This window comes from Amycolatopsis sp. NPDC003861 (genome assembly GCF_053605405.1).
Genome location: NZ_JBSGJD010000098.1, coordinates 1 through 24,790, shown reverse-complemented (window position 1 = coordinate 24,790; position 24,790 = coordinate 1). Strand labels below are relative to the sequence as shown.

21 protein-coding genes are annotated in these 24,790 nt (G+C 73.1%); 10 read left to right on the top strand and 11 right to left on the bottom strand.

Going from position 1 to position 24,790, the window contains the following annotated elements; genetic code table 11:
• Positions 1-2: 2 nt before the first annotated feature.
• Both ACWEVN_RS23985 and ACWEVN_RS23980 read right to left on the bottom strand, forming a co-directional pair.
• Entirely contained in the window at positions 3-941 is a 939-nt protein-coding gene (locus ACWEVN_RS23985; protein ID WP_452052746.1) for a phosphoglycerate dehydrogenase, read from the bottom strand.
• Positions 938-2,206 (bottom strand): MFS transporter, encoded by a 1,269-nt coding sequence (locus ACWEVN_RS23980; RefSeq protein WP_452052745.1) that lies wholly within the window; start codon positions 2,204-2,206, stop codon positions 938-940. Before ACWEVN_RS23980 ends, ACWEVN_RS23985 begins: the two co-directional genes overlap by 4 nt.
• A gap of 95 nt (positions 2,207-2,301) precedes the next feature.
• Here ACWEVN_RS23980 and ACWEVN_RS23975 point away from each other — a divergent pair, with 95 nt between their 5' ends.
• Positions 2,302-3,003: a GntR family transcriptional regulator gene (locus ACWEVN_RS23975; RefSeq protein WP_452052744.1), complete on the top strand. Its 702-nt coding sequence runs from the start codon at positions 2,302-2,304 to the stop codon at positions 3,001-3,003.
• Between the two features lie 163 nt (positions 3,004-3,166).
• On the opposite strand, the gene ACWEVN_RS23970 is transcribed toward ACWEVN_RS23975, so the two are convergent.
• Positions 3,167-4,255 (bottom strand): tartrate dehydrogenase, encoded by a 1,089-nt coding sequence (locus ACWEVN_RS23970; protein WP_452052743.1) that lies wholly within the window; start codon positions 4,253-4,255, stop codon positions 3,167-3,169.
• An 88-nt stretch (positions 4,256-4,343) separates the two neighbouring features.
• Here ACWEVN_RS23970 and ACWEVN_RS23965 point away from each other — a divergent pair, with 88 nt between their 5' ends.
• A complete protein-coding gene (locus tag ACWEVN_RS23965) occupies positions 4,344-5,249 on the top strand; it encodes a LysR family transcriptional regulator (protein WP_452052742.1) in 906 nt (301 codons plus the stop codon).
• A gap of 37 nt (positions 5,250-5,286) precedes the next feature.
• On the opposite strand, the gene ACWEVN_RS23960 is transcribed toward ACWEVN_RS23965, so the two are convergent.
• The 4 genes from ACWEVN_RS23960 to ACWEVN_RS23945 are packed head-to-tail and all read right to left on the bottom strand — an operon-like array spanning position 5,287 to position 13,210.
• Positions 5,287-7,413 (bottom strand): DUF3488 and transglutaminase-like domain-containing protein, encoded by a 2,127-nt coding sequence (locus ACWEVN_RS23960; RefSeq protein ID WP_452052741.1) that lies wholly within the window; start codon positions 7,411-7,413, stop codon positions 5,287-5,289.
• Entirely contained in the window at positions 7,413-8,549 is a 1,137-nt protein-coding gene (locus tag ACWEVN_RS23955) for a DUF58 domain-containing protein (RefSeq protein ID WP_452052740.1), read from the bottom strand. The genes ACWEVN_RS23960 and ACWEVN_RS23955 overlap by 1 nt, the downstream gene beginning before the upstream one ends.
• Before the next feature lie 3 nt (positions 8,550-8,552).
• Positions 8,553-10,529 (bottom strand): YhgE/Pip family protein, encoded by a 1,977-nt coding sequence (locus tag ACWEVN_RS23950; RefSeq protein WP_452052739.1) that lies wholly within the window; start codon positions 10,527-10,529, stop codon positions 8,553-8,555.
• Positions 10,529-13,210 (bottom strand): MMPL family transporter, encoded by a 2,682-nt coding sequence (locus tag ACWEVN_RS23945; protein ID WP_452052738.1) that lies wholly within the window; start codon positions 13,208-13,210, stop codon positions 10,529-10,531. The genes ACWEVN_RS23950 and ACWEVN_RS23945 overlap by 1 nt, the downstream gene beginning before the upstream one ends.
• A gap of 110 nt (positions 13,211-13,320) precedes the next feature.
• On the opposite strand from ACWEVN_RS23945, the gene ACWEVN_RS23940 reads away from it, so the two are divergent.
• The 4 genes from ACWEVN_RS23940 (at position 13,321) to ACWEVN_RS23925 (ending at position 18,107) form a co-directional block, all read left to right on the top strand.
• A complete protein-coding gene (locus ACWEVN_RS23940; protein WP_452052737.1) occupies positions 13,321-14,040 on the top strand; it encodes a TetR/AcrR family transcriptional regulator in 720 nt (239 codons plus the stop codon).
• 62 nt (positions 14,041-14,102) lie between these two features.
• The gene (locus ACWEVN_RS23935; protein ID WP_452052736.1) at positions 14,103-16,031 is read left to right on the top strand and encodes a glycoside hydrolase family 44 protein; all 1,929 of its coding nucleotides are present in this window, start codon (positions 14,103-14,105) and stop codon (positions 16,029-16,031) included.
• A 46-nt stretch (positions 16,032-16,077) separates the two neighbouring features.
• On the top strand, positions 16,078-16,476 hold the full coding sequence (locus tag ACWEVN_RS23930; protein WP_449687720.1) for an effector-associated constant component EACC1: 399 nt from the start codon (positions 16,078-16,080) through the stop codon (positions 16,474-16,476).
• Positions 16,477-16,484: 8 nt separating this feature from the next.
• Positions 16,485-18,107, top strand: coding sequence for a caspase, EACC1-associated type (locus ACWEVN_RS23925; protein ID WP_452052735.1), 1,623 nt, complete (start codon positions 16,485-16,487; stop codon positions 18,105-18,107).
• Here ACWEVN_RS23925 and ACWEVN_RS23920 read toward each other — a convergent pair whose 3' ends face one another.
• The 3 genes from ACWEVN_RS23920 to ACWEVN_RS23910 all read right to left on the bottom strand — a co-directional run bounded on the left by ACWEVN_RS23920 (position 18,108) and on the right by ACWEVN_RS23910 (position 21,090).
• Complete coding sequence (locus ACWEVN_RS23920) at positions 18,108-18,509, bottom strand: hypothetical protein (RefSeq protein WP_452052734.1); 402 nt, start codon at positions 18,507-18,509, stop codon at positions 18,108-18,110.
• A gap of 167 nt (positions 18,510-18,676) precedes the next feature.
• Positions 18,677-19,855 (bottom strand): serine hydrolase domain-containing protein, encoded by a 1,179-nt coding sequence (locus ACWEVN_RS23915; protein ID WP_449687716.1) that lies wholly within the window; start codon positions 19,853-19,855, stop codon positions 18,677-18,679.
• A gap of 350 nt (positions 19,856-20,205) precedes the next feature.
• A complete protein-coding gene (locus tag ACWEVN_RS23910; protein WP_452052733.1) occupies positions 20,206-21,090 on the bottom strand; it encodes a hypothetical protein in 885 nt (294 codons plus the stop codon).
• Between the two features lie 180 nt (positions 21,091-21,270).
• Between ACWEVN_RS23910 and ACWEVN_RS23905 the strand changes: the two genes are divergently transcribed.
• Positions 21,271-21,768, top strand: coding sequence for a SigE family RNA polymerase sigma factor (locus ACWEVN_RS23905; protein WP_452052732.1), 498 nt, complete (start codon positions 21,271-21,273; stop codon positions 21,766-21,768).
• 87 nt (positions 21,769-21,855) lie between these two features.
• Here the strand turns inward: ACWEVN_RS23905 and ACWEVN_RS23900 are convergent, their stop codons facing one another.
• The gene (locus ACWEVN_RS23900; RefSeq protein ID WP_452052731.1) at positions 21,856-22,599 is read right to left on the bottom strand and encodes a hypothetical protein; all 744 of its coding nucleotides are present in this window, start codon (positions 22,597-22,599) and stop codon (positions 21,856-21,858) included.
• Positions 22,600-22,756: 157 nt separating this feature from the next.
• On the opposite strand from ACWEVN_RS23900, the gene ACWEVN_RS23895 reads away from it, so the two are divergent.
• The 3 genes from ACWEVN_RS23895 to ACWEVN_RS23885 all read left to right on the top strand — a co-directional run bounded on the left by ACWEVN_RS23895 (position 22,757) and on the right by ACWEVN_RS23885 (position 24,743).
• Complete coding sequence (locus tag ACWEVN_RS23895; protein WP_452052730.1) at positions 22,757-23,809, top strand: sensor histidine kinase; 1,053 nt, start codon at positions 22,757-22,759, stop codon at positions 23,807-23,809.
• Positions 23,806-24,432 carry a response regulator gene (locus tag ACWEVN_RS23890; RefSeq protein WP_449687711.1) on the top strand — a complete coding sequence of 209 codons (627 nt, stop codon included), beginning with the start codon at positions 23,806-23,808 and terminating at the stop codon, positions 24,430-24,432. The genes ACWEVN_RS23895 and ACWEVN_RS23890 overlap by 4 nt, the downstream gene beginning before the upstream one ends.
• A gap of 140 nt (positions 24,433-24,572) precedes the next feature.
• A complete protein-coding gene (locus tag ACWEVN_RS23885; RefSeq protein WP_449687710.1) occupies positions 24,573-24,743 on the top strand; it encodes a hypothetical protein in 171 nt (56 codons plus the stop codon).
• Positions 24,744-24,790: the final 47 nt, after the last annotated feature.

Genomic DNA, 24,790 nt, shown 5'->3' with positions numbered 1-24,790 from the left:
CCTCACTTCTCTCCGTTCACCACGTGCCGGGCCCGGCCGTCCAGGGCCGCGACCAGTTCTTCGGCTCCGCGCAGGCCGGCGGCCCGGCGCGCTTCGGCGGTCTGCCCGGCCAGGTGCGAGTAGACGACGATCCCGTCCACGCCCCGCAGCGGGCTGTCCGCCGGCAACGGCTCTTCGCCGACGACGTCGAGTGCCGCGCCCGCGATCTCGCCGGACCGCACCGCAGCCACGAGCGCCTCTTCGTCGACGATCGCCCCGCGCGCGGTGTTGACCAGGAAAGCGGTCGGCTTCATCCGCTTGAACGCCAAGGCGTCCAGCAGTCCGCGGGTCCGGTCGGTCAGTGCCGTGTGCACCGACACGTAGTCCGAAGTGGACAGCAGCTCGGACAGCTCGATGCCCCGGACGTCCGGGTCCCGCACCCCGGTGGCGCAGACGACGGTCATCCCGAACGCGCGGGCCAACGGCACCACCGCCCGCGCCGCCGCGCCGTATCCGATGAGTCCGAGCGTCGACCCGCGCAGCTCGTGCCCGTCCTCGCGCGGCCACTCCCCCCGCGTCACGCCGGACGCCGACTGCACGAGCCGCCGCGCCCCGGCGAGCAGCAGCCCGAAGGTGTACTCGGCGACGGCGTTCGCGTTGACGCCGGGCAGGTTGCTGACGCTGATCCCCTGCCGGGCCGCGGCTTCGACGTCGATCGAGTCGTACCCCACGCCCGTCCGGACGACGACCCGCAGCCGCGGCGCCCGCGCCAGGACGCCGGCGGTCAGCGGCTCGTTGGCCACCAGCGCCGCGTCGATCCTCTCGAGCGCGGCCACCAGCTGTTCGGGGTCGCGCTTGCCGGTCATCGGCGAGTGCACGGTGTCCAGCCCGGCCTCGCGCAGGTAGACGTCCACCTCGTCGCCGGGACGCAGGTAGTCGGTGGTGATCAGGACGCGCTTCACAGGGCCAGCCCGTCGGTCCGGCGGCGCTGCAGCTGGGCCACGCGCGCCACCAGGAGCACCGCGACCGCGGTGACGACCGCGATGTCCAGCAGCAGGAACGGCCACCCGGTCACGTCGACCATGCCGCCGACCAGGGCCGGCCCGAGGAACCCACCGCCGGCCCAGCCGACGGTGTACAGCCCGGTGTAGGTCCCGAGCACCCGGGCCGAAGGCGCCAGGTTCCACAGGACCACCGCCATGTTGACCATGAACGCCGACGCGCCCGCGGCCGCGACGCACATCGCGGCGATCGTGCCGGCCGGTGTCCGCACGAGGGTGCCGAGCACCATCGCCGCCGCGAACACGGCCATCCCGATCAGGATCACCCGCAGGCGGCCGAAGCGTTCGGCGAACAGGGCGACCGGGTAGGCGGCCGCGATGAACGCGAGTCCACTGGGGAGGGTGAGACCACCGGCGTCGCCGCGGGACATGCCCAGCGCTTCCATGCCGTAGTTGGTGATGAGCGAGCGCGACGCGAACCACGCGCTGCCGAACGCGAGCACCGCCGCGATGACCAATAGCCGGCTGCGGTCGGTGGCGCGCACGAGGTCCAGCAGGACGTCCCGCATCCGCACGCGGGGCGCGTTCCCGGTGTGCCCGGCGCGGTCCTCTTCGAGCGCCGCCTGGTACGCCGGGGACTTGCTGTCGCGCACCCGCCAGGCGAGCACGCCCACCGACACCAGCATCAGGACGGCCGGGATCGCGAAGGACAGCTTCGGGAAGTCGTCGATGAGGAAGATGCTGATCAGCGCGGCGACGATCACCGTGATGCTGGAGGCGATCTTCACCGCGGCGTTGGCGCGGCTGCGCCGCTCGGGGCCGATGTAGTCCGGGAGCAGGGATTCGGCGATCGGTTTGAACGAATTCGCGACGAGCGCGTAACTGAACATGACCAGGACCAGCAGCGGCGGCGAGACCGCGGCGTGCGGGATGGCCACGAACAGCACGGCCGCCACCGGCATGCCGACGACCAGGTACGGGATGCGCCGGCCCCACGCGGTCCGGGTCCCGTCGGAGCGGTTGCCCATCCACGGCTGGATGAAGATGCCGAGCAGGTTGTCCATGCCCATCAGCGCGCCGATGAGCGCGGCGCTGCCGACGTGCTCGCGCAGCAGCGGCGGGACCTGCGAGTCGTAGAGGTTCCACGTCGACTCCTGCGCGAAGACCGCCAGAGCCACGAAGAACGTGATGCGTCCCGTCCGGACGCGCGGGGTGGTCAACGTCATCGTCGGCCCCTTCCCTTGACCATGCCCGCCACCGTACTTTTGCTATAGCAAGACGGTCAAGAGTAGCAAAGTGCTTTTGCCGTAGACTCGGACTCATGCTGGGTGAAGCACTGACCACCGACACGCTGGCCGACCGTGTGTACCGCGCGATCCGGGACGCGATCAGCACCGGCGAGCTGCGCCCCGGCCAGAAGGTCACCGAGCGCGGGTTCGCCGAGCAGCTGTCGGTCAGCCCGACGCCGGTGCGCGAAGCCATCCGGCGCCTCGAACAGGACGGCCTCCTCGAACGGTCCGGCCCGCGGACGGTCAAGGTGGCGATGTTCGGCGGTGTCGCCGTCCAGGACCTCGCCGAGGTCGAGGTCGGCCTGCGCGGCATGGTGGCCCGCTTCGCCGCGCGGCACGCGACGCCCGAGCAGCTGGCCGGGCTCGACGCGATCCTCGACGAGGCCGACGACCTGCTCATCCTGGTCAAGCAGCGCCACGAGTCCGGCCAGGACGTCGAGAAGCACGTCGGCCGGCTCTTCGACGCCATGCAGCGCTTCAACGCCCTCGTCGAAGCGTGCGCCGGCAACCCGGTGCTCGTCCGCCTCCTCGACCAGACCCGGGTGTTCTCCCGCCCGGAGCGGCGCGCGCGGGTGCTCGAACGCGCCAGCGTGGACGAAACGTTCGGGCTGGACCGCTACGCCGGCCATCGCCGGCTCGTGCAGGCCCTGCGCGCCGGCGACTCGGCGGCGGCCGAGGCGATCGTGCTCGAAGACGCCCGCGGCGGGCTCGCCGACCTGCTCGCGGGCTCCTGAGGCCGCACCCGACGTCCACGAAGAGCGTCAGGTCGTCGCCGACGCGGCAGCCCGGCCCCCAGGACGACCGTGTAGTCATTGGACTCGCGGATGATCGTCGAGGACGCGTGCGCAGCGGCGAGCCGGTCCCAGGGGACCTCCAGGCCGATCGGGTCGAAGCCGCTCACGCCGATACCCGGTTCCCGACGGCGATCCGCTCGGCGATCGCCGTGCCGAGCGCCTCGGTCGTTCCCGCGCCGCCGAGGTCGGGGGTGAGCACGGCCGGCTGTTCGTCGAGCACGCTTTCGATCGCGGCGACGACCCGGGCGGCCGCTTCGGGCTCGCCGAGGTGGTCGAGCATCATCGCGCCGCTCCAGATCTGGCCGACGGGGTTGGCGATCCCGCGCCCGGCGATGTCGGGGGCCGAGCCGTGGACCGGCTCGAACAGGCTCGGCCAGGTGCGCTCGGGGTTGATGTTGGCGCTCGGGGCGATGCCGATCGTGCCGGTGCACGCGGGCCCGAGGTCGGAGAGGATGTCGCCGAAGAGGTTGCTGGCCACGACGACGTCGTACTCCGCCGGGCTGAGCACGAACTTGGCGGCGAGGATGTCGATGTGGTCTTTGTCCGCGGCGACGTCCGGGTAGCGGGCGGCCATCGCGGCCGCGCGCTCGTCCCAGTAGGGCATCGAGATCGAGATACCGTTGCTCTTGGTCGCCCAGGTCAGCTGCTTGCGCGGCCGGGTGGCGGCGAGGTCGAAGGCGTAGCGCAGCACGCGGTCGACGCCGACGCGGGTCATCACCGTCTCCTGCAGCACGGTCTCGCGTTCGGTGCCCTCGAAGATGCGGCCGCCGATGCTGGAGTACTCGCCTTCGGTGTTCTCCCGGACGACGAGGAAGTCGATGTCGCCGGGCCCGTGGCCGCGCAGCGGGGCGCGCACGCCGCGCAGCAGCCGGACCGGCCGCAGGTTGACGTACTGGTCGAAGCCGCGGCGGAACTTCAGCAGGCTGCCCCACAGCGACACGTGGTCGGGCACGACGTCCGGCCACCCGACCGCGCCGAAGAAGATCGCGTCGAAGCCGGCGAGGACGTCCTGCCAGTCCGGCGGCAGCATCTCGCCGTGCTCCAGCCAGTACGCGGCGGAGGCGAAGCCGAACTCGGTGATCTCGAGACCGAAGCCGTGGACTTCGGCCGCGGCGCGCAGGCAGCGCAAGCCTTCCGGGACGACCTCGCGCCCGATGCCGTCGCCGGGGATGACCGCGATGCGGTGGTTCACGAGACGCTCCTCGTTGTCGGGTCTCTCCACTGTGGGCGGTCGCCGGGCGCCCCGGCAAGGTCGCGGGCGGCAACCTATCCTTTCCACCATGGAAAGATTGGACGACCTCGCCTTCTTCCACGTGGTCGCCGTCAGCGAGACGCTCACGGCCGCCGCGCGCGAGCTGGACGTCTCGCTGCCGGTGGTCAGCAAGCGCCTGAAAGCCCTGGAACAGCGCCTCGACGTCCGGCTGGTGCACCGCGGTGCGCGGCGGCTGACGCTGACGCCCGAAGGCCGGCTCTACGCCTCGCGCGTCGAGGCGATCCTCGACCAGGTGCGCGAGCTCGACGACCTGGTCAGCCACGGCTCCGGCGACCTGACGGGCTCGATCGTGGTCCAGGCGACGCTCGGGCTCGGCCGGGCGCACGTCGCACCGCTGGTCGGCGAGTTCACCGCGCGGCACCCGCGGGTGCGCGTCCGGCTCCACACCTCGGCGCTGCCGCTACGGCCGCACCGGCGCGAGTTCGACCTGGCCGTGCACGTCGGCGCGCCGCCGGATTCCACGCTGCGGATGCGCCGGCTGGCGCGCAACCGCCGGGTGCCGTGCGCGGCACCGTCCTACTTGGACCGTCGCGGGACGCCCGAACGGATCGAAGACCTGGCCGGGCACGACTGCATCGTGCTGCGGGAGAACGAGGGCGACTTCGCGGTATGGCGATTCGGCGGGGCCGCACAGCCGCGTCAGGTGCGGGTGCACGGCAGCCTGTCGAGCAACGACGGCGACATCGTGACCGACTGGGCACTGCGGGGTCGCGGGATCGTCATGCGGTCCGAGTGGCAGGTCCGAGCGCACCTGGACAGCGGCGCCCTGGTGCGGGTGCTGCCCGGCGTGCCGACCCCGCCCGCCGACATCTACGCCCTCCTGGGCGACGACGTCCACGTGCCGCGGCGGACCAGCGCGCTGATCACCCACCTCGCGGCCCGGCTGCCGGAGCGGATCGCTTTCCCTTCTTGAAAGGCAACCCCTCTGCGACCGGCCGGAAGCGCGGCGCTCACCGCATGGTGGTGGAACGGGCTTGAACGCCGGTCACGAGCGTGCGGGGGTCGAGGGCTGCGCGCAGGCGCACGCGCAGGCCGCGGCCGGCCAGACCGCGGCGGACCGTGTCGACCGCGGTCCAGGCCTGGTGGCCTTCTTGCGTTCCGGGGTCGTTGCCCGACCACAGGGCCTGGTCCACCGTCATGCCCAATGCGCGTATTCCGTCCACAATGGAGGGGCTGCCGATCCCATGGGCGGCCGCCGCCAGGTCGCGGGCCGTCATCCCGGCCGTCCACGGGATGCTGTGGTCGCGGAGGCGGTCGCGGACCTCGAGCCAGGCGCCGAGCACCGCGGCCGCGCCCGGCCTGCGCCGTCGTCGCCGGGCCCGGACGAACTTGGCCATCGGAACTCCCATGAGCCCGGCCGGCAACAGCGCTGCCGGTCCGGCGAGGATCCAGAGCACCGGGAACGACCGATCTGCGGTGTCCGCGTCACCCGTGCCGCCGGTGCCCTTGGCCGGTGCGACCGGGGCGTCGCGCAGCTGGGTCGGCGGAGGCAGCTGGGCCCGGGCCTGCGCGGTGGCGCCGGAAAGACCGGTGGGCCCACCGGCGCCGGTGGCTCCGGTCGGATCCAGTGGCACCCAGCCGACGCCGGCGACCGCCACCTCGGGCCAGGCCATGACGTCACCGTTGCGGACGGTGCCGCCGCCGGCGGCCGGGCCGCGGAAGCCGACGACCAGGCGGGCCGGGATGCCGACGATCCGGGCGAGCGCGACGTACGCCGCCGCGAACTGCTCGCTGGTTCCCCGCCGGGTCTCGAACAGGAACTTCCGCAGCTGGGGCCAGGCGTGGCCGCTCGGCAGGTCCGGCCCGGCGGCGGTGCGGTAGCCCTCGCGGAGGAACCGCTCGAGCGCGAGCGCCGCCCGGAAACTCGGGCTCAGGCCGCCGACGACCGTGCGGGCCATCGTCTCGACGTCCGCGGGGACCTCCCCGATCGCGCCGAGCCCGCCCGCCGCCCGCTGGTCGATCGCGGCGGCCGCGAGGTCGGCGGCCGGGACCTGCGGTTCCCACCAGCTCAGCCGGTACTCGCCGGTGGGGTGCGGCAGCCACAGCGAGCCCTGCGCCTCCTCGATCAGCGGCTCGGCTCCGCTGACGGCAGCCGGCCAGGTCTGGCTGGGCAGCCACGGTCCGCCGAGACCGTCGAGCCGGATGGTCGCCGTCCGCTGCCGCGAGGGCACGCTCACCGACGCGCTCGGCGGCAGCTCCGTCCCGAGCCGCCGGTAGTGGCTGCCCGGGCTCCAGTTGACGCCGTCGAAGGTGTCGAGCACGACCAGCGGCCACCGGTCGGGACGCGCGTCGCCGCGGACGGAGAACAGCGGCACACCGGGGTGCTCCAGCCGGTTGGCGATGTCGTCCAACGGCCCGGCCACGCGTCCGCGCACCGGCGCCGGCTGGTCCTGCTTCAGCGAATACGCCCGGCCCGGGCCCGGAAGCAGCAGTCCCGCCGCGACCGCCGCGGCGAGTCCGAGCAGCACCACCGGCACCCCCGGCGCGACGCGAGCACGGCTCGCCGGCGTCTCGGCACCGGGACGGGTCACCGCGAACAACGCTCCCGCGACCGCCGCGTATCCGAGCCCGGCGGCCACGGCCGCGAGTCCGGCCAGCGCCACGTAAAGCTGGCTCACGGCGACCACCGCGAGACTCGGGATCAGCGCCACCAACGGCTTCCGCAAGCGCAGCACCAGTTCGATCCCGAGCACCCCGGCCGGCACGACCAGCAACGGGACGAACAGCAGCTGCTCCGGCGACGGCCGCGCGGGCCAGGTCGACTGCAGGGTCAGCTGCCCGGACTCGGTGATCCCGGACACGAGCGCGGACACCGTCTCGCCGGTCGGCAGCCCGGCTGCCGTCGTCGGAAAGAGCACGGTCTCGACGACCGCGAGCAGCCCGGCCACCAGGAGCAGCAGCGGACGCCACGCGGCGAGCACCTCGGTACGCGCGCACAGCCGGTCGACACCGACCAGCACCACCGCGGGTACCAGAAGCGGCGCGAGCAACGCCGCCACCCCGAACACCGGCACGAAGAACGAGCCCGCGACGACGGCCGCGAGCACCACGCACAGCACGCTGGACCGGCCGGGCATCACACCACCTCGTTCCACCGGCGCACGGCGTTCGCGGCGCTGTCGGCGCCGAGCACCCGCGCGCCCGGAATCACCGGCGGGACACCGGCGGAACCCAGAGCCAGCACGAAGAACGACGAATACCGCGCCCGCAGACCGGCCAAGCCACCGAGCCCGCCCGCATCCGCCGTCACCACGGTCAGGCAGCCACCCTGGTGCCGGACGGCGGACAACCCGCCCGGTACGAGCGCCTGCTCGGCGCCGGAGTCCTGGCGTACCTGGCACAGCTCGTCGAGCAGGTGCCTGACGGCGAGCGGGCCGCCGGAGGTCGCGAGGTCGACGCCGCCCGAGGTGACCAGCCTGCTGTGGTGCCCGGCCTTGGCGGACGCAGCGAGCAGGGAAGCCGCGAGATCGACGGCTTCCTCGAAACCGGCCGGCGGCAGCACGTCGCCGCGGGTGTCGAGCAGGAGGGTGAAACGCGGCTGCTGCGGGTCGGCGTAGTCGCGGACCATCATCCGGCCGGTCCGGGCGGTCGCTTTCCAGTGCAGGTGCCGGATTTCGTCACCGGGCTGGTACTCGCGGACGTCACGCAGGTCGAGTGAGCCCCGCAACGAGTCGTCGGTGGTGGCGCCGTCGTGGTGGTGCCGGGGGAAGCCGCCGATCAGGGCGCGCGCCGGGTACGTGCGCGGGTGCACCCACAGCGCGACGGCCTCGCCCGCCGGATGCCGGTTGCGGGCGAGCCCGAAGGGATCGGCGCGCTGCAGCGTCAGCGGCCCGACGGTCATCAGCCCGCGGGTCCCGGTCGGAAGCTCGTACCGGTACGTCGCTTCCGCCCCCTCGGCCAGCGCCTGCACGTGGACCGTCCGGGTCCGCCCGCCGGCGTGGTCCCACGCGGACAGGCCGGGCTGAGGCCGGCCGGCGACATTGCGGACCCGCAGCTTCGCCAAGGCCGGACGGCCTCGCTCGACCCGGTCGGGGTAGACGACCCGGGACACCGCCACCCGCGGGCCGCGGGCGGTGACGGCGAGGGCCGCCGGCACGGCGCCGAAGCCGATCGCGCCGAGCACGCGCAGCAGCGGGTACCCCGCCCACTCGCCCGCGGCGACCAGCACCACGGACACCACGAGGACGGCGACACCGCGCGGGGTCGGCCGCACGGGTCAGCGGCCCGCGTGGTTCATCGCCGGAGCCGGCGTCGTGGCCAGGACCTCGGCCACGACGTCGGCGGCGGCGAGCCGGCCGAGCTCGGCCTCGGCGGTGAGCACCAGCCGGTGAGCGAAGACCGGCACGGCCACATCCTTGAGGTCGTCCGGCGTGACGAACCCGCGGCCTTCGGTGGCGGCCATGGCCTGGGCGGCGCGCACCAGCGCGATGCTCCCGCGCGGGCTCACGCCGAAGCGCACCGCCGCGTGTTCGCGGGTCGCCCCGGCGAGGCGTGCGGCGTACTCGACGACCGCCCGGTCGAGGTGCGAAGCGCGCACCTCGGCGATGGCGTCGAGCAGCATCGGGACGTCGACCACGGCCAGCAGCGCGATCAGCAGGAACCCGATGCTGCCCGCGAACCCGAGCTTCAGCACGGGGACGGCGATGGCGGTGATGGCGACCGCCGCGAGCGCGGCCGCGGTCGCCCCGGGCAAGGCGGCGCGCAGGATGATGCGCCAGGTGGGTTCCCGGGCGGTCAGCACGGCGTCCGGCACGGCCCGGGTGACGAGGTAGGTGGCCAGCGCCAGCGCCCACAGGGCCAGCGCCGCGAACAACGTCAGCGCCAGGGTGCCGACCGGGGTGCCGTCGGTCGTCGCGGTGCTCGGGTCGGCGGCGACGGTCTTCAGGTGCGCGCGTTCGGCGTCGGTGTACGACGGCACCTGGTCACGACCCTGGTCGAGCTGACCCGCGAGCTCGTGCGCGCCGGAATCGACCTTGGTGACGCCGTCCTTCAGCTGCCCGGCCCCCGAAGCGAGCTTCCGCGCACCCGAATCCGCTTGCCGGACGCCGGTGTCGAGCTGCCTCGCGCCACCGGCGGCGGACGCGATCCCGGCGGCCAGCTCCCGGGACTTCCCGGCCAGCTGGGCGGTGCCGTCGGCGACCTTGCGGGCGCCGGTTGCCAGAGCCTGGACCGAATCGCGCGTCTTGACGGCGTTGGCACGGATGGCGGCCTTGACCCCGTCGATCTTCCCGGCGTCGGTGGTGAACCGGTCCGCGGCCTGCCGGAGCTCGCCGCAGAAGGCCGCGGTGCCGGTGCACTCTCCGGCCAGCCGGCGGAACTGCTGCGCGGCACTGCCGGCCGAGGGGACGGCGTCGATCGCGGCGATGATCCGGTTCGCCAGCGGCACGACAACGCCGGCGAGCTGCTCGTTGCCGTCCGCGACCTGGTCGGCACCGGCGGCCAGCTGCCGGGTCAGCGTGGGCAGCTGCGCGGTGTCCCGCTCGGCCTGGGTGAGCCCGGAGGCCAGTTTTCCGGAGCCGGTGGCGAGCTGCGCGGTCCCGTCCGCGAGCCGGTCGGCGCCGTCGGCCAGCTGTGCCGCGGCATCGGACAGCTGCCGGGTCCCGTCGGCGAGCTGTGCCGCGCCGTCCGCGGCCTTGCCGACCTGCTGGTGGAGGGTCGTGAAGCCGACGTACACATTGTCCAAATAGGTCTGGACGATCTGCTGGTTCAACGTCCGTTGCGTGGCTTGGGCGATGTGGTCGGCCAGGCCGGGGTCGGTGACGCCGGCGGCGTCGGACGTCCGCACCTGCAGCTGGGCCTGCCGGGCGTCGAGGGGTTTTCCGGTGGCGGCCGAGGTGGCGCGCGCGGAGAAGTCCTGCGGGATCGTCACCGTGGCGGCGTAGCTGCCGTCGGCCAGGCCGTCGGCAGCGTCGGCGGCGTCGGTGAGCACCCAGGTGTAGGCCGAGTCGCCGCTGTGGGTGAGGTCGCCGGCGAGCTGGCGGCCGAGCGGGATGGTCTGCCCGTTGACCTGCACCGGCTCGTCGTTGTTGACCACGGCGGCCTTCGCACTGCCGTGGTTGGTGTCCGGCGTCCAGAACGCCCAGGTCAGCAGGCCCATGACGAGGATCGGGACGGCGATCAGGCCGGCCCACGTCCGCCAGGTCAGCGGTCCGGAGGCGAGGGCGCGGGCGGAGTTGGCAAACGGCTTGAGCATCAGGAGACCTCGGCGGGCTGGGCGGCGGTGAGGGCGTGCAGCCGGGTGTGCCGCCCGGGCAGCAGGTCCCGGATGCGCTCGGGGTCCTGGCAGGTCAGCACGAAGGTGGTGCTCCCCGGCTGGGCGAGCAGGGCGCGGACCCGGTCGCGGACATCGGTGCGCAGCACGAGGTCGACGTCGTCGACGACCACGAGCCCGGCGTCGCGGGCGGCGGCGATCTCCCGGGCCGGGTCCTCGGTGTCGCGGCAGGACACGACGGCGACGTCGCGGCGCAGGGCGTGGGTGTGCTGGGGCAGGACCCGGCCGAGCACCTTGAGGTCGCCGGTGAACTTCGTGACGCGCCCGGCGAGCGTGTACAGCAAGGCGGTCTTGCCGCACGCGCCCGCGCCGTGCAGCACAAGGAGTTCCCCGGGCCGCAGGTGGAGGTCGACGCCGTCGTAGACCGGACGGCCGCGGTCGTCCTCCAGCCGCAGCGCGCGGGCGCTGATCGGCTCGGTGCTGCCGGGCGCGGGCCAGTCGGCGAGCCGCAGCTCGTGCACCAGCGCGTCCCCTTCGGCGTCGAAGACCGGCAGGACGCGGTCGAGCTTCGGCGGCAGGCCCCAGGCGCGGCGGCCCAGCAGCGCCAGCACCGCGGGCACCAGGGTCATCCGCACGATGAAGGCGTCGACGAAGACGCCGACGGCGAGGCTGAACGCGATGGGTTTGATGGTGGCGCTGCCTTCGGGCACGAACGCGGCGAACACCGCGAACATGATCACCGCCGCCGCGACCACCACGCGCGAGGCGGACACGAACCCGGACTCGATCGCGTGGTGCGGGTCGCCCGAGTGGACGTAGTCCTCGCGGATCCGCGAGACGAGGAACACTTCGTAGTCCATCGCGAGTCCGAAGAGGACCCCCATCAGGATGATCGGCAGGAAGCTGATCACGCTGCCGGTGTGGGTCACGCCGAGGGCGTCCGCGAAGTGGCCTTCCACGAACACGAACGACGTCGCCCCGAAGGCCGCGGCTACCGAAAGCAGGTAGCCGGCGGTGGCCTTGATCGGCACCCAGATCGAGCGGAACACCATGGCCAGCAGGATCAGCGAGAGCCCGACCACCAGGATCCCGAACGGCAGCAGGGCGCTGCCGAGCTGGGCGGAGACGTCGATGCCGACCGCGGTGATGCCGGTGACCGCGGTCTGCGTGCCGTAGGCGTCGCGGAAGTGCTGCTCCTGCCCCCGCAGCCGGGACACCAGGTCGTCGGTTTGCACGGAGTCCGGCGCGGTCGCCGGGACGACCTGGATGATGCCGGTGTCGCCCTTGGGGTTCGGGGTGGCCAGCGGCACCGAGGCCACGCCGGGCAGCCGCCGGATCTCGTCGGCGATCCGGTTCACCAGGCCGACCGGGTCGGTGCTGGTGATGATGTCCGCGGTGACGATCAGCGGGCCGTTGTAGCCGGGGCCGAAGTGCTCGCTGACGACCTCGTAGGTGTCACGCGCGGGGCTGCCGTGCTCCTCGGTGCCGTTGTCCGGCAACGCCAGCCGCAGCGACGCCGCGGGGAGCGCGCAGATCGCCAGCCCGGCGACCACGACCAGCACGGTGACCAGGGGCGCCTTCGTCGCGGTGCGCACCCACCAGCGGGCGACCTGCGGCTTCCGGCGGCGCCGCTTCGGTTTCGGGGCGCGCGGCCGCAACCGCTTGCCCGCGAAGGACATCAGCGCGGGAACGAGGGTGACGGCGATGCCGACGGCGAGGGCGACCGCGACCGCGGCGGCGATGCCCATGGTGGTCAGGAACGGGATCCCGGCCACGGCCAGGCCGAGCAGGGCGATGACGACGGTGAGGCCGGCGAAGATGACCGCGGAGCCCGCGGTGGCGGTGGCGCGGGCGATCGACTCCTCGACGTCGAGCCCTTCGCCGAGCTGGTCGCGGTGGCGGGACAGCAGGAACAGGGCGTAGTCGATGCCGACGGCGAGGCCGATCATCACCGCCAGCATCGGCGCGGTCGACGAGATCGGCGTGACCAGGGTGGCCAGGTAGATCAGCCCCGCGGCGAAGCCGACCCCGAGGACGGCGGTCACCAGCGGCATCACCGCGGCGATCAGGGACCGGAACATCAGCACCAGCACGAGCAGCGCGATGACCAGGCCGATGCCCTCGGTGGGACTGAGCTTCGGCACCCGGTCGGAGAACGCGTCACCGCCGGTGTACACCTGCGTGCCGGTCTGCTTCGCGAGGTCGGCGGCGATCGCGGCGAGCTGTGTCCGGGTGGCCGGCTCGACGGCGGTGAGCTGCACCTTCAGCGGCACGGCGAGGAGCGCGGCCCGGCCGTCCCCCGACACCGCGCCGTGCACGTTCGCATCGAACGGGTTCACGACCGTGGCGACCTGGCCGACCCGCCCGATCCGGGTGACGGCTTCGGCCACCGCGGCCCGGATCGGCGGGGTGTCGGCCTTCGCGCCGTCCCCGGCGACCAGCACCAGCTGCGCGGACGTGCCGCTGACCTCGGGGAAGACGCGGCCGAGATGGTCGAGCGCGTCCTGCGACTCCGAGCCGGGGATGGCGAACGTGTCGTCGGTGCCCTGGTTGAACGCCAGCGCGGCGCCGCCGGCCGCGGCCAGCACCACGACCCACAACGCGAGGACGAGCACGCGCGCCCGGGCTGCGGCCCGGCCGAGCCGGTAGAGGAACGACGACACAAGGACTCCTGACCACGGCGGATACGTCGTGTATCGTAATGCACGATGTATCCGATGCACAGTGCATCGCGTCACTCCTCCGAGTGCACCGGGGAAAGTAAGGTGACCGCATGACGACCAGCGGGACGAGCCTCGGGAGCCCCAAGGGCCTGACGCGCCGGCGCGCGGAGACCCGGCGGCGGGTCATCGAGGCGGCCTACGACGTCTTCACCGAGCTGGGGATCCGGGATGCCCCGGTCGAGCTGATCTGCGAGCGTGCGGGGTTCACCCGCGGCGCCTTCTACTCCAACTTCGCCAGCAAGGAGGAGTTGTTCCTGGCGGTCTACGAGGTGCAGATGCAGGAGCGCACCGAGCGGCTGCACGCCGCGGTCGCCGAGGCCGCCGCGACCGCCGATCCGGCGGCGCCCGACGTGGTCACGCGGGTGCTGCAGGACGCGAGCGTGCTGTTCATGGAGTCGCTGACCGCGGACGAGACGTGGTACCTGCTCAACGTCGAGTTTCGCGCCCAGGCCCTGCGCCAGGCCGAGCTGCGGGCCCCGACCGCGGCCGCCGAGCGCCGGTTCCACGACGCGCTCGCCGAGATCCTGCTCGACCTGCTCGGCCGGCTGGGCCTGCGGCTGACCGTCGAGCCCCGTAACGCCGTCGTCACCATGGTCCGGCTGTACGAGACGATGCTCGAACGGGCCATCCTGGACGAGCTGCCGAGCACGGCCGACAACCGCTACCTCACCGAGGTGCTGCCGCGCTTGCTGACCGCCTTGGTCACCCGGGCCGGCGATTCGACCTTTTCGAGTCCTGACAACGGGAATGACCACCGAACGTCGCATTGACGGCGACGCCGCGGCCGGTACCTTATGGGAGCGCTCCCACAAGTCGGCGGCAGGAGTTTCCCATGGGCGTTCGACGACGACGTCACCTCGGGCCCGGACGGGCGAGCGGCGGTCTCCTGGCCGCTTTGCTGGCCGTACCGGCCATCGCCGCACCACCGGCCTCCGCCGCCGAGCTCGGCCTGACGGTCGACGTGTCCGCCGCCCGGCATCCGATCAGCCCCGACATCTACGGCCTCAACGGCGGCGATCCGGCGTTCAACGCCGAGATCGGCCAGACGGTCGCGCGCTGGGGCGGCAACGCCACCAGCCGCTACAACTTCAAGAACCGCACCTACAACACCGGCAGCGACTGGTACTTCGAGAACATCGTCGCCGACCAGGAGCACTCCGTCGAGGGCATGGTCGGGGCCAACCTCGGCCGCGGCATCAAGCCGGTCGTCGCCGTGCCCCTGAGCGGCTGGGTGGCCAAGGACTCGCCGTCGGCCCACCCGTTCGCCTGCGGGTTCCCGGCGACCCGGTTCCCGCAGCAGGACGGCTTCGACCAGTGGGATCCCAACTGCGGCAACGGAAAGCTCGACCAGCAGAACCTGACCGGCGTTCCTTCCGACACGTCGATCCCGGTGGACGCGGCCTTCGACGGCGAAATGGTGTCGCACCTGGTGTCGCAGTTCGGCACGGCGGCCCAGGGTGGCGTGCCGATCTACGAACTCGACAACGAACCCGTGCTCTGGTCCAGCACGCACCGCGACGTCCACCCCGAGCCGGTGTCGAACGACGAGCTCGGCGGCAAGGGCACCGCGGCCGCCGCGGCGATCAAGGCCGCCGATCCGAGTGCGGCCGTCCTCGGCCCGTCCGGCTGGGGCTACTGCGAGTGGGTCGCGTCCGGAGTGGACGGTTGCGGGCCGGGCGCCGACTCGGCCGCGCACGGCGGGCTCAACCTGTCCCAGTGGTACCTGAAGAACATGAAGGACTACAGCGACGCCCACGGCGGCAAGCGTTATCTCGACTACTTCGACCAGCACTTCTACCCGCAGATCAGCGGCGACAAGACGCCCGAGGCCAACGCCCTGCGGCTGCGGTCCATCCGGTCGCTGTGGGACCCGTCCTACGTCGAAGAGTCCTGGATCGGCCCGAGCGGCGTCAACGCTCCCCCGCTGCAGTTCATCCGCACGATGAAACAGTGGGTCGCGCAGTACAACCCCGGCACCAAGACCGCCATCACCGAGTACAACTGGGGTGCGCTGGACGACATCAACGGCGCCCTGGCCGAGGCCGACATCCTCGGCGTCTTCGGCCGGGAGGGCCTCGACCTCGCCACGATGTGGGGCGAGCCCAAGCCGACCGATCCGGGCGCGTACGCGTTCCGGATGTACCGCAACTACGACGGCGCGGGCAGCCGGTTCGGCGACGTCAGCGTGTCGGCGACGGCCGCCGATCAGGGTCAGCTGGCGGTGTACGCGGCGCAGCGGTCCTCCGACCAAGCGCTGACCGTCATGGTCGTCAACAAGACCGGCGGCGACCTGACCTCGCCGCTGTCGGTGGCCGGGTTCGACAACGCCGGTGCGGCACAACGGTTCACCTACAGCCCGGCGAACCTGAACGCCATCGTGCGCGGCGGCGATCTCCCGGTGAGCGACGGCCGCGTCGACGTGACCTACCCGGCGAACTCCATCACGCTGCTGGTCCTGCCGGCGGCCGGGTGCTCGGCGAGCCTGCAGGTCAACGGCGGCTGGGACACCGGGCACGTCGCGACGGTGACGGTCACCAACCACCGCCGCACGCCGCTCACCGGCTGGCGGGTCGGCTGGACCTGGTCCGGCGACCAGCAGGTCACCAACTCGTGGAACACCACCCTGAGGCAGACCGCCGCGAAGGTGGTCGCCGCGGACGCGGGCTGGAACGGCCGGATCGGGGCGGGCGGCAGCACCACCTTCGGGTTCCAGGCGACCGGTGCGGCACCCCCGCCGACGTTGACCTGCACCCCGGCCTGAGGCAATCCGCTCCCGCGCGGGTGCCGGGCCTGGCACGATTACCGGTATGCCCGACGACACCGAACTGAGGTTGCGCATCACCGGCGAGGACTCCGAGACGCGGCTGCGCGCCCTGCACCGCTGGCTGGGCCGCGAGGACGACCTGCGCGGCCGGGTGGCGCTGCGGAACCGGCCGGTCGCGCCCGGGGAGATGGGCGGGGTGGCGGACGTGCTCACCGTGGCGCTGGGGTCCGGCGGGGCCGCGGCGGTGCTGGTCCACGCGATCTCCCGGTCGGTGAGCACGTGGCTGACCCAGTCGCGCTCCGACGTGACGGTCACCATGACCACCACGACCGGCACCGAGACCCGGGAGATCACGGTGGACGCCCGCCGGGCGCGTGACCCCGAGGCCGTCATCCGCGAAGCCAAGGACGCCTTCTCCGCGGACCGGACCGATCCGCGCTGAGGGACGGCGTGGACGAGCCCTGGTTCCCGGACGCGGCCGCGTCGCGGGCGGTGCTGATCGGCGTCAGCCGGTACGAGTCGGCCGAACTGCCGTCGATCCCCGCCGTGTCCGCCAACCTCGACGACCTGCGCGCGGCCCTCACCGACCCGGCGCTCGGTTCGGTGGCGGCGAGCGGCTGCCGCGTGCTCGGGGACGACGCGACCAAGGCCGGCGTGGGAGCGGCCCTCACCGAGGGCAACACGCAGGCGGCCGACCTGCTGCTGGTGTACTACGCCGGCCACGGCGTGGTCGACGACGACGGGCTGCTGCACCTGGCGCTGCGCAGCACCGACGCGGACCAGGCCGGCTGGACCGCCATCCCGATCACCCTGCTGCAGCGCGAAATCGGGCGCGCCCGGGCCCGGGCCCGGGTGCTGGTGGTGGACTGCTGCTTTTCCGGTCAGGCGGCCGAGGCGATGGCCGCACCGGGCGGTCTGGTGGCCGGCCAGCTCACCATCACCGGCGGCTACACCCTGACCTCGTCGGCGTCCAACCAGCCGTCCCACGCCCCTCGCGGAGCCAGGTACACGGCCTTCACCGGCGCGCTGCTGAACGCACTGGCCGCCCCGGTGCCGTTGACCATGGACGGCATCTACCGCCACACGGACGAGGAACTGTCCGGCCTCGGGCTGCCCCGCCCCCGGCGCCGGGTGACCGACTACGCGTCGGACATCGCGCTGGTCCGCGGCCCCGTGCGGCGGCGGGGTGGGTCGGTTCCGGGTTCGCGGCCTGGGGTGGAGGCTGCGGCGCCGACTCGCGGAGGTGCAGCCGAGGCGCCTGCGCCTCGCCAGCCAGAGCCTGAGCCGGCCGCGCGGGTTGAGCCCGAAACCCTGCCCCGCCAACCCGAGCCAAAGCCGGCCACGCGAACCGAAGCCGCCGCGCCGGCAAGCCCCGCGCACCAAGCCGAACCCGCGCCACGCCAGCCCGAACCAAAACCGGCCGCGCAAGCCGAGGCCGAAACCGCGCCCCGCCGCCCCGAGCCCGCCTCGGCTCCCCCACGCCAGCGGCGACCCGTGGCCGCTCTGCCGTTGCCCGGCGGGGCCCTGCGCACCTTCTCCTTCGATCCGCCCGGCCCGGCCGCCTGGCCCAAAGCCCTTGTCCCCGGCGGGACCTTCGTCGTCACGGCCGTTCTCGCCTGGATTGCCTTCACCGATCCCTCCCGCAACGGCGACCCGGGGATCCTCGAGATCGTGGTCGCCATCTTCTTCGGCGGTGCTCTCTCCATCGGCGCCCTCGCGTCCGCCTTCCAAGTGCTCCGGATCCTGTACGACCAAGCGCGACGACCCGCCTCCCCGTGGACCCGCCTGGAAATCGGCCCGGCCGGACTGGCCGTGACCCGCGACGGCAGCCGGCACGAGGTGGCGTGGCCGCAGATCGAACGTGTGACGCTCGCCCGGCAGGCGCCCGGGTCCCCGACCGTGGTGCTCGGCCTCCGCGGGAACGTCGTCCTGCCCGGCACCCCCACCCGGAAGGGGCTGGCCGGTCTTGGCCAGTGCCAACAGTGGTCGGACGTCCTCGCCGCCGCGCGGCGGTTCGCCCCCTCCTCCGTGAGCGTCGAGCGCGACTCCGGCAGGGCCGCGCGTAGCCGTTGATCAGCTCGCCGGATGGTCCGGCGGCTCGGGCGTGTCGAGGCTGGTGCGCAACGACACCGGCTCGAGCAGGACCGCGGCCACCACGCCCAGCACCGCGACCCCGGCCGAAATCGCGAAGACGTGGCCGGTCGCGGTGCCGTAAGCCGCCGGGGGTGGGACTCCCTGGGCAGCCGCGCCGGCGACCTGGCGGGCCAAAATCGCGCCGAGGACGGCCACTCCGATCGTGCCGCCCAGGGACCTGAAGAAGGACACCGTCGCGCTGGCCGCTCCGACGTCTCGCAGGGACACCGCGTTCTGGACCACCAGCACGAAGTTCTGCAACGTCATCCCGACCCCCACGCCGATCAGCAGCATCGCCGCCGCGATGAGCACCAGCGGGGTCGACTCCCCGAAGAAGCCCAAGCCCGCAGCCCGCCGAAGCCGCCGCCGATCACGAGCGCCTCGACCCGGTCGTGGACGGTGTCCCGCTCGACGCGCTCGGTGTAGGGATCGGCCGCGTAGTACCCGAACTCCCCGGCGACCCGCCGGTACTGGGCGGCGCCGTCCGGCCCTGCTTGAGACCGGACTCGTCAGCGCATCGCGGCCTGGAGCCGAGCGGCGCGCGCCCGGGCGTCGGGCCCGGCGGGCGTGCAGAATTCCGTCACCATCGCCAGGATCCGGCCGGCGGCCGCGTCGGGGGAAGCCGTCAGGTCCGGGCTGGAGGCCACCGTGATGCCGCGGGTGCCCGCCTCGTCGCTCATGCTCCACGTGTTGTACCCGGGCACGTCGCCGCCGTGGCCCCACACCGCGGGCGCACCCGGGCCGCAGATCGCGGCCAGCGAAATCCGCATCAGCCCGAGCCCGTAGTCGACCAGACCGCCTTCACCCGGCCAGGGAACCGTGGTCTTCATCTGCGCCAGCAGATCGGCCGGCAGCAGCGAGCCGCCGAGCAAGGCGTCGAAGAAGCGGTTCAGGTCCGCCGCGCTCGAAATGATGTTGCCGGCCCCGAAGTAGCGGCTGAGGTTGTAGGCCGTGACGTCCGTCAGCCCGCGCGGCGCCGGATAGAGCTGCTCGTAGCCGCGGATCGCCGGGCGGGGCACCAAGGGGAAGTCGCGGGGCAGGAACGTGTCCGTGAGGTGCAGCGGCCCGGTGATCCAGTCGGCGAGCACCTGCTCGAACCGGCGGCCGGTGAGCTTCTCCACCAGCAGGGCCAGCACGTTGTAGCCGGTGTTCGAGTACGACCAGCCGGTGCCCGGCGGGAACACCAGCGGCTGCACCGTGCTGTCGTGGATCGCCTCGACCTCGCCGAAGTGCACGAACCGTTCGGTGTCCACCTCTTCGAGGGTCGTCCAGGTGTACTGCGGCGCCAGGTCCCGCGGCACGCCACCGGTGTGCTGCAGCAGCTGCCGCACGGTGATCGGCTCCGGGTAGGGCAGCAGGCCGGGCAGGTACTTCGCGATCGGCTCGTCCAGCCCCAACCGGCCCTTCGCGGCGAGCTTCAGCACGAGCGTCGCCGTGAACGTCTTCGACACGCTCCCGATGCGGAACCGCCCGCCGGTGTCCGGCTTCGCGCCGGTGACGACGTCGGCGACGCCGGCCCGCCCGTGCCACCGCCCGGCCGGATCCGCGGCGACCGCGATCATCCCCACGTTCCCGGCGCGCACGGCCGCCTCCAGCGCGGCCTGCCGCGGGTCCGCCGCCGCGGCGGCGGTACCGGTGCCGGCGACCAGCAACACGGCACAAGCGGCGGAAACGACCCATCGGCGCATGATTCCCCCCGGTGTCCGCGGTCCCCCGACGGTAGCGCAAGACCGGCCGCCGGGTCACCGGCCGGACGGCGCAGCACGGTGACCTTGATGGGTGGCTTCGCCGGCAGCGGCGCGAGGATGGCGAAGGTGCGCTCGGTCCCCGGCAGGACGTCGGACGGCAGCTTGTCGCCGATGTTCAGCACGCCGGTTCGCCAGGCCGAGGATCAGCTCGCGGTCTCGGTGGTCCATCGGAACTCCTTTCCTCGCCGTCCATGCTCGGCGAGGAAGCCGGCCCGCGGACACCGGTGACCCGGCCCGAACTGCCCACCGGTCGGCCGGCGATCTCCAGCCGACCGGCGGGCGCGCTCGTGCTACCGCTTGAGCAGCACGGAGTTCACCAGGGCCGAGGCGGCCTGCTTCTGGGCGTGCGAGCTGTCGACTTCGATCGTGTACGCCCCGAGCGTCCGGAACTGCCGCTCCGGAAGCGGGTCATCGGGGAAGGGCGGGCTTTGCGCGGCCCTGCTGGTCAGCGACACGGTCAGAGAGAAGCAGCCGGGGTCGAGCGGGGCCAGCTTCCGTTCGAGGTCGGGACAGAGCACCAGGGTGTTGGTCTCGGCCTCGCTGGTGAACGTCGCGACCTTCTGCCCCGCGGGGATCTGCAGCGACTTCAGCGGGGAGTCGATCACCGGTGGCGTGGTGCGGATTTTGCCCAGCAGCGCCAGCATGTCCGCGGCCGTCACCGGCTTCGTGGTCGTCACCCGGATCCAGCGACCGGGTCCGTCCTGCCACATCACGCCCTGCGGGTGCGGGATCTGGCCGGCGTCCGACGGTTTCGCCTTCAGCGCGCTGCTCGGCGCGGTGCCGTCGCGGACCTCGATCTGGAACGCGTACCGATGCGCCTGCCCGTAGTGCACGGTGCCGAACTGCGGCTGGATGGCCCAGAACAACAGGCCCCAGGAGCTGTCCTCGAGGCTCACGGCCGGCGCGGTCGGCAGGAGCGGCTCGGTGGCCGGAGCCCCGCTCGCCGAGGCGGGCGGGGCATTCAGGCGCGACGCCGGCGGTACCGTCGTGGCCCCCTGGCCCAGCACCGCGACGGCGCCCACGCCGAGCGCGGCCACGGCGAGCGTCACCGCGGCGACGCCGGCGATGCGGCGACGCCGGAGCCGTCTGGTGGCTCCCGCGAAGACGGCCTCCGGGTCGGGCGCCAAGGATTCCTGTGCGCGCAAGGTGCGGCGCAACGCGTCGAGGTCGGTCATCACTCTCTCCTCTGCCCCGGGCCGTCGCCGCGGGAAAACCCTTCGAACTGCACACCCTCAAGACGCCGCTGCTCCGGCGAACTGTTGCGGTGGCTTGCGGATTCCGGAGGCGGTCGCCCGGTCGCCGGGAATTTTCCGCGGCGGCGCAACAGCCCGCCGGGGTCCCGGCGTCTGAGTTGTGTGCACTTCGAAGAGTTCGCGCGCGAGGAGCTGCCTGACCTGGTGCGGTTCGCGGCCGTCCTGACCGGCGACCGCGAGCTGGCGCAGGACGTGGTGCAGGACGCGCTGGTGCGCGCGCACCAGCAGTGGCGCCGGGTGGCGGCGACCGACCGGCCGAAGCTGTACCTGCGGAAAATGGTCGTCAACGGCTACCTCTCGTGGCGGCGCCGCTGGTACCAGCGCACGGTCCGGACCACCGCGGACGTCACGGGGTACGAGGAAGCGGCCACGCCCGACCACGCGGACCGCATCGCCGACGCCGACCGCCTCGCCCGGCTGCTGGCCGCCCTCTCGCGCTCGCAGCGGGCCGCGATCGTCCTGCGCTTCTACGAAGACCTCGACGACCGCGAGATCGCCGAGGTGCTCGGGTGCGCGACCGGAACCGTGCGCAGTCACATTTCCCGGGGGCTCGGCGCCCTCCGCCTCCAGCTCGCGGACGGCAAGCAGATCACCTGCTGACCACCCCCGACATTCCCGCGGAAGGCCACACACCGGGCGGGCCAGCACACGGACGCCAACCTGGTCTGGGCCCCGGCTACAACACGGTCACCGGCCTGGGATCCCCGACCAGAGAGCTGATCGAGTCCTTCCGCCGCCACAGACGTCGATGGTCGGCACGATCCGCGCGCTGTTCACGCAGGCGCCGGCCGGCCCTCGTCGTCGCCTTCGTCTTCGCGTCGGCCGCGTACCGCCGCAAGATCTCCTAGCGCTCCTGCACCGCGGCCGTCCGGGCACCCGGCTCCCGGCTCCCGGCTCCCGGAGAGAGTCGAGGCAGCTCACCGACAGCCACACCAGCGACCCACCGGCCACGACGTGGACGACGCTGGTGAGCGGGGTGTCCGGCAACCGCGCCGCGATCGCCAGCACGGGCACGGCGACGACGTACCCCACCGCCGGGACGCGCGGGTGGATCCCGGCGCGCAGCATGGCCACCCCGAACAGCACCGTGCCCGCGGCGAAGACCAGCGCACTTCCCAGCAGAGCGACCATCGTCGGGCCGCGGAGCGGCTGCTCGGCGAGGAAGAACAGCACCAGGTTCAGCGTGAACGCCGCGCCACCGAACAGGCCGAGGCCGACGGCGTTCGCCGTGTACGCCACCGCGCCGAACGGGCCGGCCGCGGTGGCCTGCCGCAGGTGGAGCACCGTGAGCAGCGGGACGGTGAACGCCGGGGACAGGCCGAGCACGATGCTCGTCGGCGCGCTCTCGCCGGTGAACGCCTCGATCGCGCCGGGGACGGCGATGGCGACGCCGGCGAGCACGCCGCACCCGGCACCCAGTCTGGTCAGCATGGGGATTCTCCTTGGGACATCGACGTTTCCGTGAACGGTAGGAACCACGCCCGGCCCGGCGGAAGTGCCGGACGGCCGGTGACCGGGTGGCCACTCGGCACGTGCCGTCCGGCCGGAATCCGGTCCCGGAGGTGGCGCACGGCCGTAGGCTCGGGTGATGACGCGGATCGTGCCGTGGGTTTCCGGTGCCGTGTACGGGATCGTGCTGCTGGCCGGGCTGTACTACGTCCTCGCCGGCCTCAGCCCCGCGAACGGGCTCCGGCTCGCCGGCTTCGTCGCCGGGATCGGGGCCTTGTTCGCGCTGGACGCCGTCGAGCGGCGGGTGGCCCGCGGGCCGGGCGCCTTCCTCGTCGCGCGGCTGGTGCTGTTCTTCGCGGTCGCCGCGCTCGACGAGTCGGGGTTGTCGCGGGTGCTGTTCGTGCTGGTGCCGTTCGCCGCGTACCTGACGTTCGGGCGCACCGCCGGGCTCGTGCTCGGCGGGCTGTGCCTCGCGGTGCTCGCCGCCGGGTTCGCGGTGTGGGTGCCCGGCTGGTACACCGACACCGACGCCGTGTCCGACGTGCTCATGTTCACCGTGGGCCTGGTGCTGGCCCTCGCGATGGCCGACGTCGCGGTCCGGGAACGGCGGGCCGCGGCGCGGGTCGCCGAGCTTTCCGCCGCGGCCGAACGCAACCGGCTGGCCCGCGACATCCACGACAGCCTCGGCCACCACCTGACCGCCGTCTCCATCCAGCTGGAGAAGGCGGCCGCGTTCGCCGGCCGGGACCCGGACGTCGCCGGCCAGGCGCTGGCCGAGGCGCGCCGCTCGGTGGGGCACGCGCTCGAGGACGTCCGGACGTCGGTCGGCACGCTGCGGTCCGGCGGGCGGTCCCTGGTCGGCGCGCTCACCGAGCTGGGCGTGGCGCTCGACGTGCACGGCGAGGAACCCGGCCTCGACCCCGCCACGGTCACCACGCTCTTCCGAGCCGCGCAGGAGGCGGTCACCAACGCCCGCCGGCACGGGCGAGCCGGCCGGATCCGGGTTTCGGTGACCTTCGGCGCCGCCACCAGCCTGGTCGTCACCGACGACGGCCGCGGCTTCGACCCCGCCGCGCCCCGACCCGGGTTCGGGCTGCTCGGCCTGCGGGAACGCGCCGCGCTCGTGGGCGGCACTGTGACGGTGGACAGCGAGCCGGGCCGCGGCACCCGGGTCACGGTGGTCGTGCCGTGAGCGTGCGGGTGCTCGTGGTCGACGACCAGCGGCTGGTCCGCGAGGGCATCGCGTCCCTACTGGACATCCAGCCGGGGATCGCGGTGGTCGGCACGGCGGCCACCGGCCGGGAGGCGATCGAGCAGGCCCTCGCGCTCGGCCCGGACGTGGTGCTGATGGACGTGCGGATGCCGGAGATGGACGGCGTCGACGCGGTCGCCGTGCTGCGCCGCCGCGCCCCGGACTGCCGGGTGGTGATGCTGACGACGTTCGACGACGAGGAGTACGTCGTGCAGGCGCTGCGGGCGGGGGCGGCCGGCTACCTGCTGAAGGACCTCCCGGCCGCGGAGCTGGCCGAATCGGTCCGGCTGGCGCACGCCGGCGTCACCCAGCTCGATCGCGCGGCCGCCCGCCACGTCGCCGCGGCGCTGTCCGGGCACCCGGCGCCCCCGGACGTCCTGACCGCCCGCGAGACGGAGGTGCTGCGCATGGTCGCGACCGGGGCGACGAACCGCGAGATCGCGGCCCGGCTGTTCCTCAGCGAGGGCACGGTGAAGAACCACATCTCCCGCATCCTCGGCCGGCTCGGCCTGCGCGACCGCACCCAGGCGGCCGTCTACGCCCGCGACCGGGGCCTCATCTGAGCGGGGTGCCGGATCCAGCCGCGGAACTCAGTCTTTGGTCTGAGAAAAGCTGCCGGAAATCCCCGTTTTTCGCCTGAGGACAATAAGCGGCTCGGCCGCGTAACGTCATTTCCGGCCACGGCGAAACGGGAGGTCCGACCATGAACGACGACCGGGAATCCGCAGTACCGGCGACGCTTCGGCGCAAGGGCAGGTTCGGCGCGCTGCCGAAGATCGACGTCGTCGGGCTCACCATCGATCTCGCGGTGGCCACGGCGGTTCTCCTCGTGCTCACCAAGACGACCGGCGGCCGGCGGGACGAAGCCGCCTGACGCCGGAACCGGTCGTGAGTGGCAAAGCGGGTTCTAACCCGCTTTGC

Excerpts from the sequence above, each read along its gene's own strand:
- ACWEVN_RS23895 (WP_452052730.1), top strand. The coding sequence starts at position 22,757 with ATGACGCGGATCGTGCCGTGGGTTTCCGGTGCCGTGTACGGGATCGTG.
- ACWEVN_RS23980 (WP_452052745.1), bottom strand. The coding sequence starts at position 2,206 with ATGACGTTGACCACCCCGCGCGTCCGGACGGGACGCATCACGTTCTTC.
- ACWEVN_RS23975 (WP_452052744.1), top strand. The coding sequence starts at position 2,302 with ATGCTGGGTGAAGCACTGACCACCGACACGCTGGCCGACCGTGTGTAC.
- ACWEVN_RS23950 (WP_452052739.1), bottom strand. The coding sequence starts at position 10,529 with ATGCTCAAGCCGTTTGCCAACTCCGCCCGCGCCCTCGCCTCCGGACCG.
- ACWEVN_RS23960 (WP_452052741.1), bottom strand. The coding sequence starts at position 7,413 with ATGCCCGGCCGGTCCAGCGTGCTGTGCGTGGTGCTCGCGGCCGTCGTC.
- ACWEVN_RS23910 (WP_452052733.1), bottom strand. The coding sequence starts at position 21,090 with ATGACCGACCTCGACGCGTTGCGCCGCACCTTGCGCGCACAGGAATCC.
- ACWEVN_RS23900 (WP_452052731.1), bottom strand. The coding sequence starts at position 22,599 with ATGCTGACCAGACTGGGTGCCGGGTGCGGCGTGCTCGCCGGCGTCGCC.
- ACWEVN_RS23965 (WP_452052742.1), top strand. The coding sequence starts at position 4,344 with ATGGAAAGATTGGACGACCTCGCCTTCTTCCACGTGGTCGCCGTCAGC.
- ACWEVN_RS23940 (WP_452052737.1), top strand. The coding sequence starts at position 13,321 with ATGACGACCAGCGGGACGAGCCTCGGGAGCCCCAAGGGCCTGACGCGC.
- ACWEVN_RS23935 (WP_452052736.1), top strand. The coding sequence starts at position 14,103 with ATGGGCGTTCGACGACGACGTCACCTCGGGCCCGGACGGGCGAGCGGC.
- ACWEVN_RS23915 (WP_449687716.1), bottom strand. The coding sequence starts at position 19,855 with ATGCGCCGATGGGTCGTTTCCGCCGCTTGTGCCGTGTTGCTGGTCGCC.
- ACWEVN_RS23885 (WP_449687710.1), top strand. The coding sequence starts at position 24,573 with ATGAACGACGACCGGGAATCCGCAGTACCGGCGACGCTTCGGCGCAAG.
- ACWEVN_RS23930 (WP_449687720.1), top strand. The coding sequence starts at position 16,078 with ATGCCCGACGACACCGAACTGAGGTTGCGCATCACCGGCGAGGACTCC.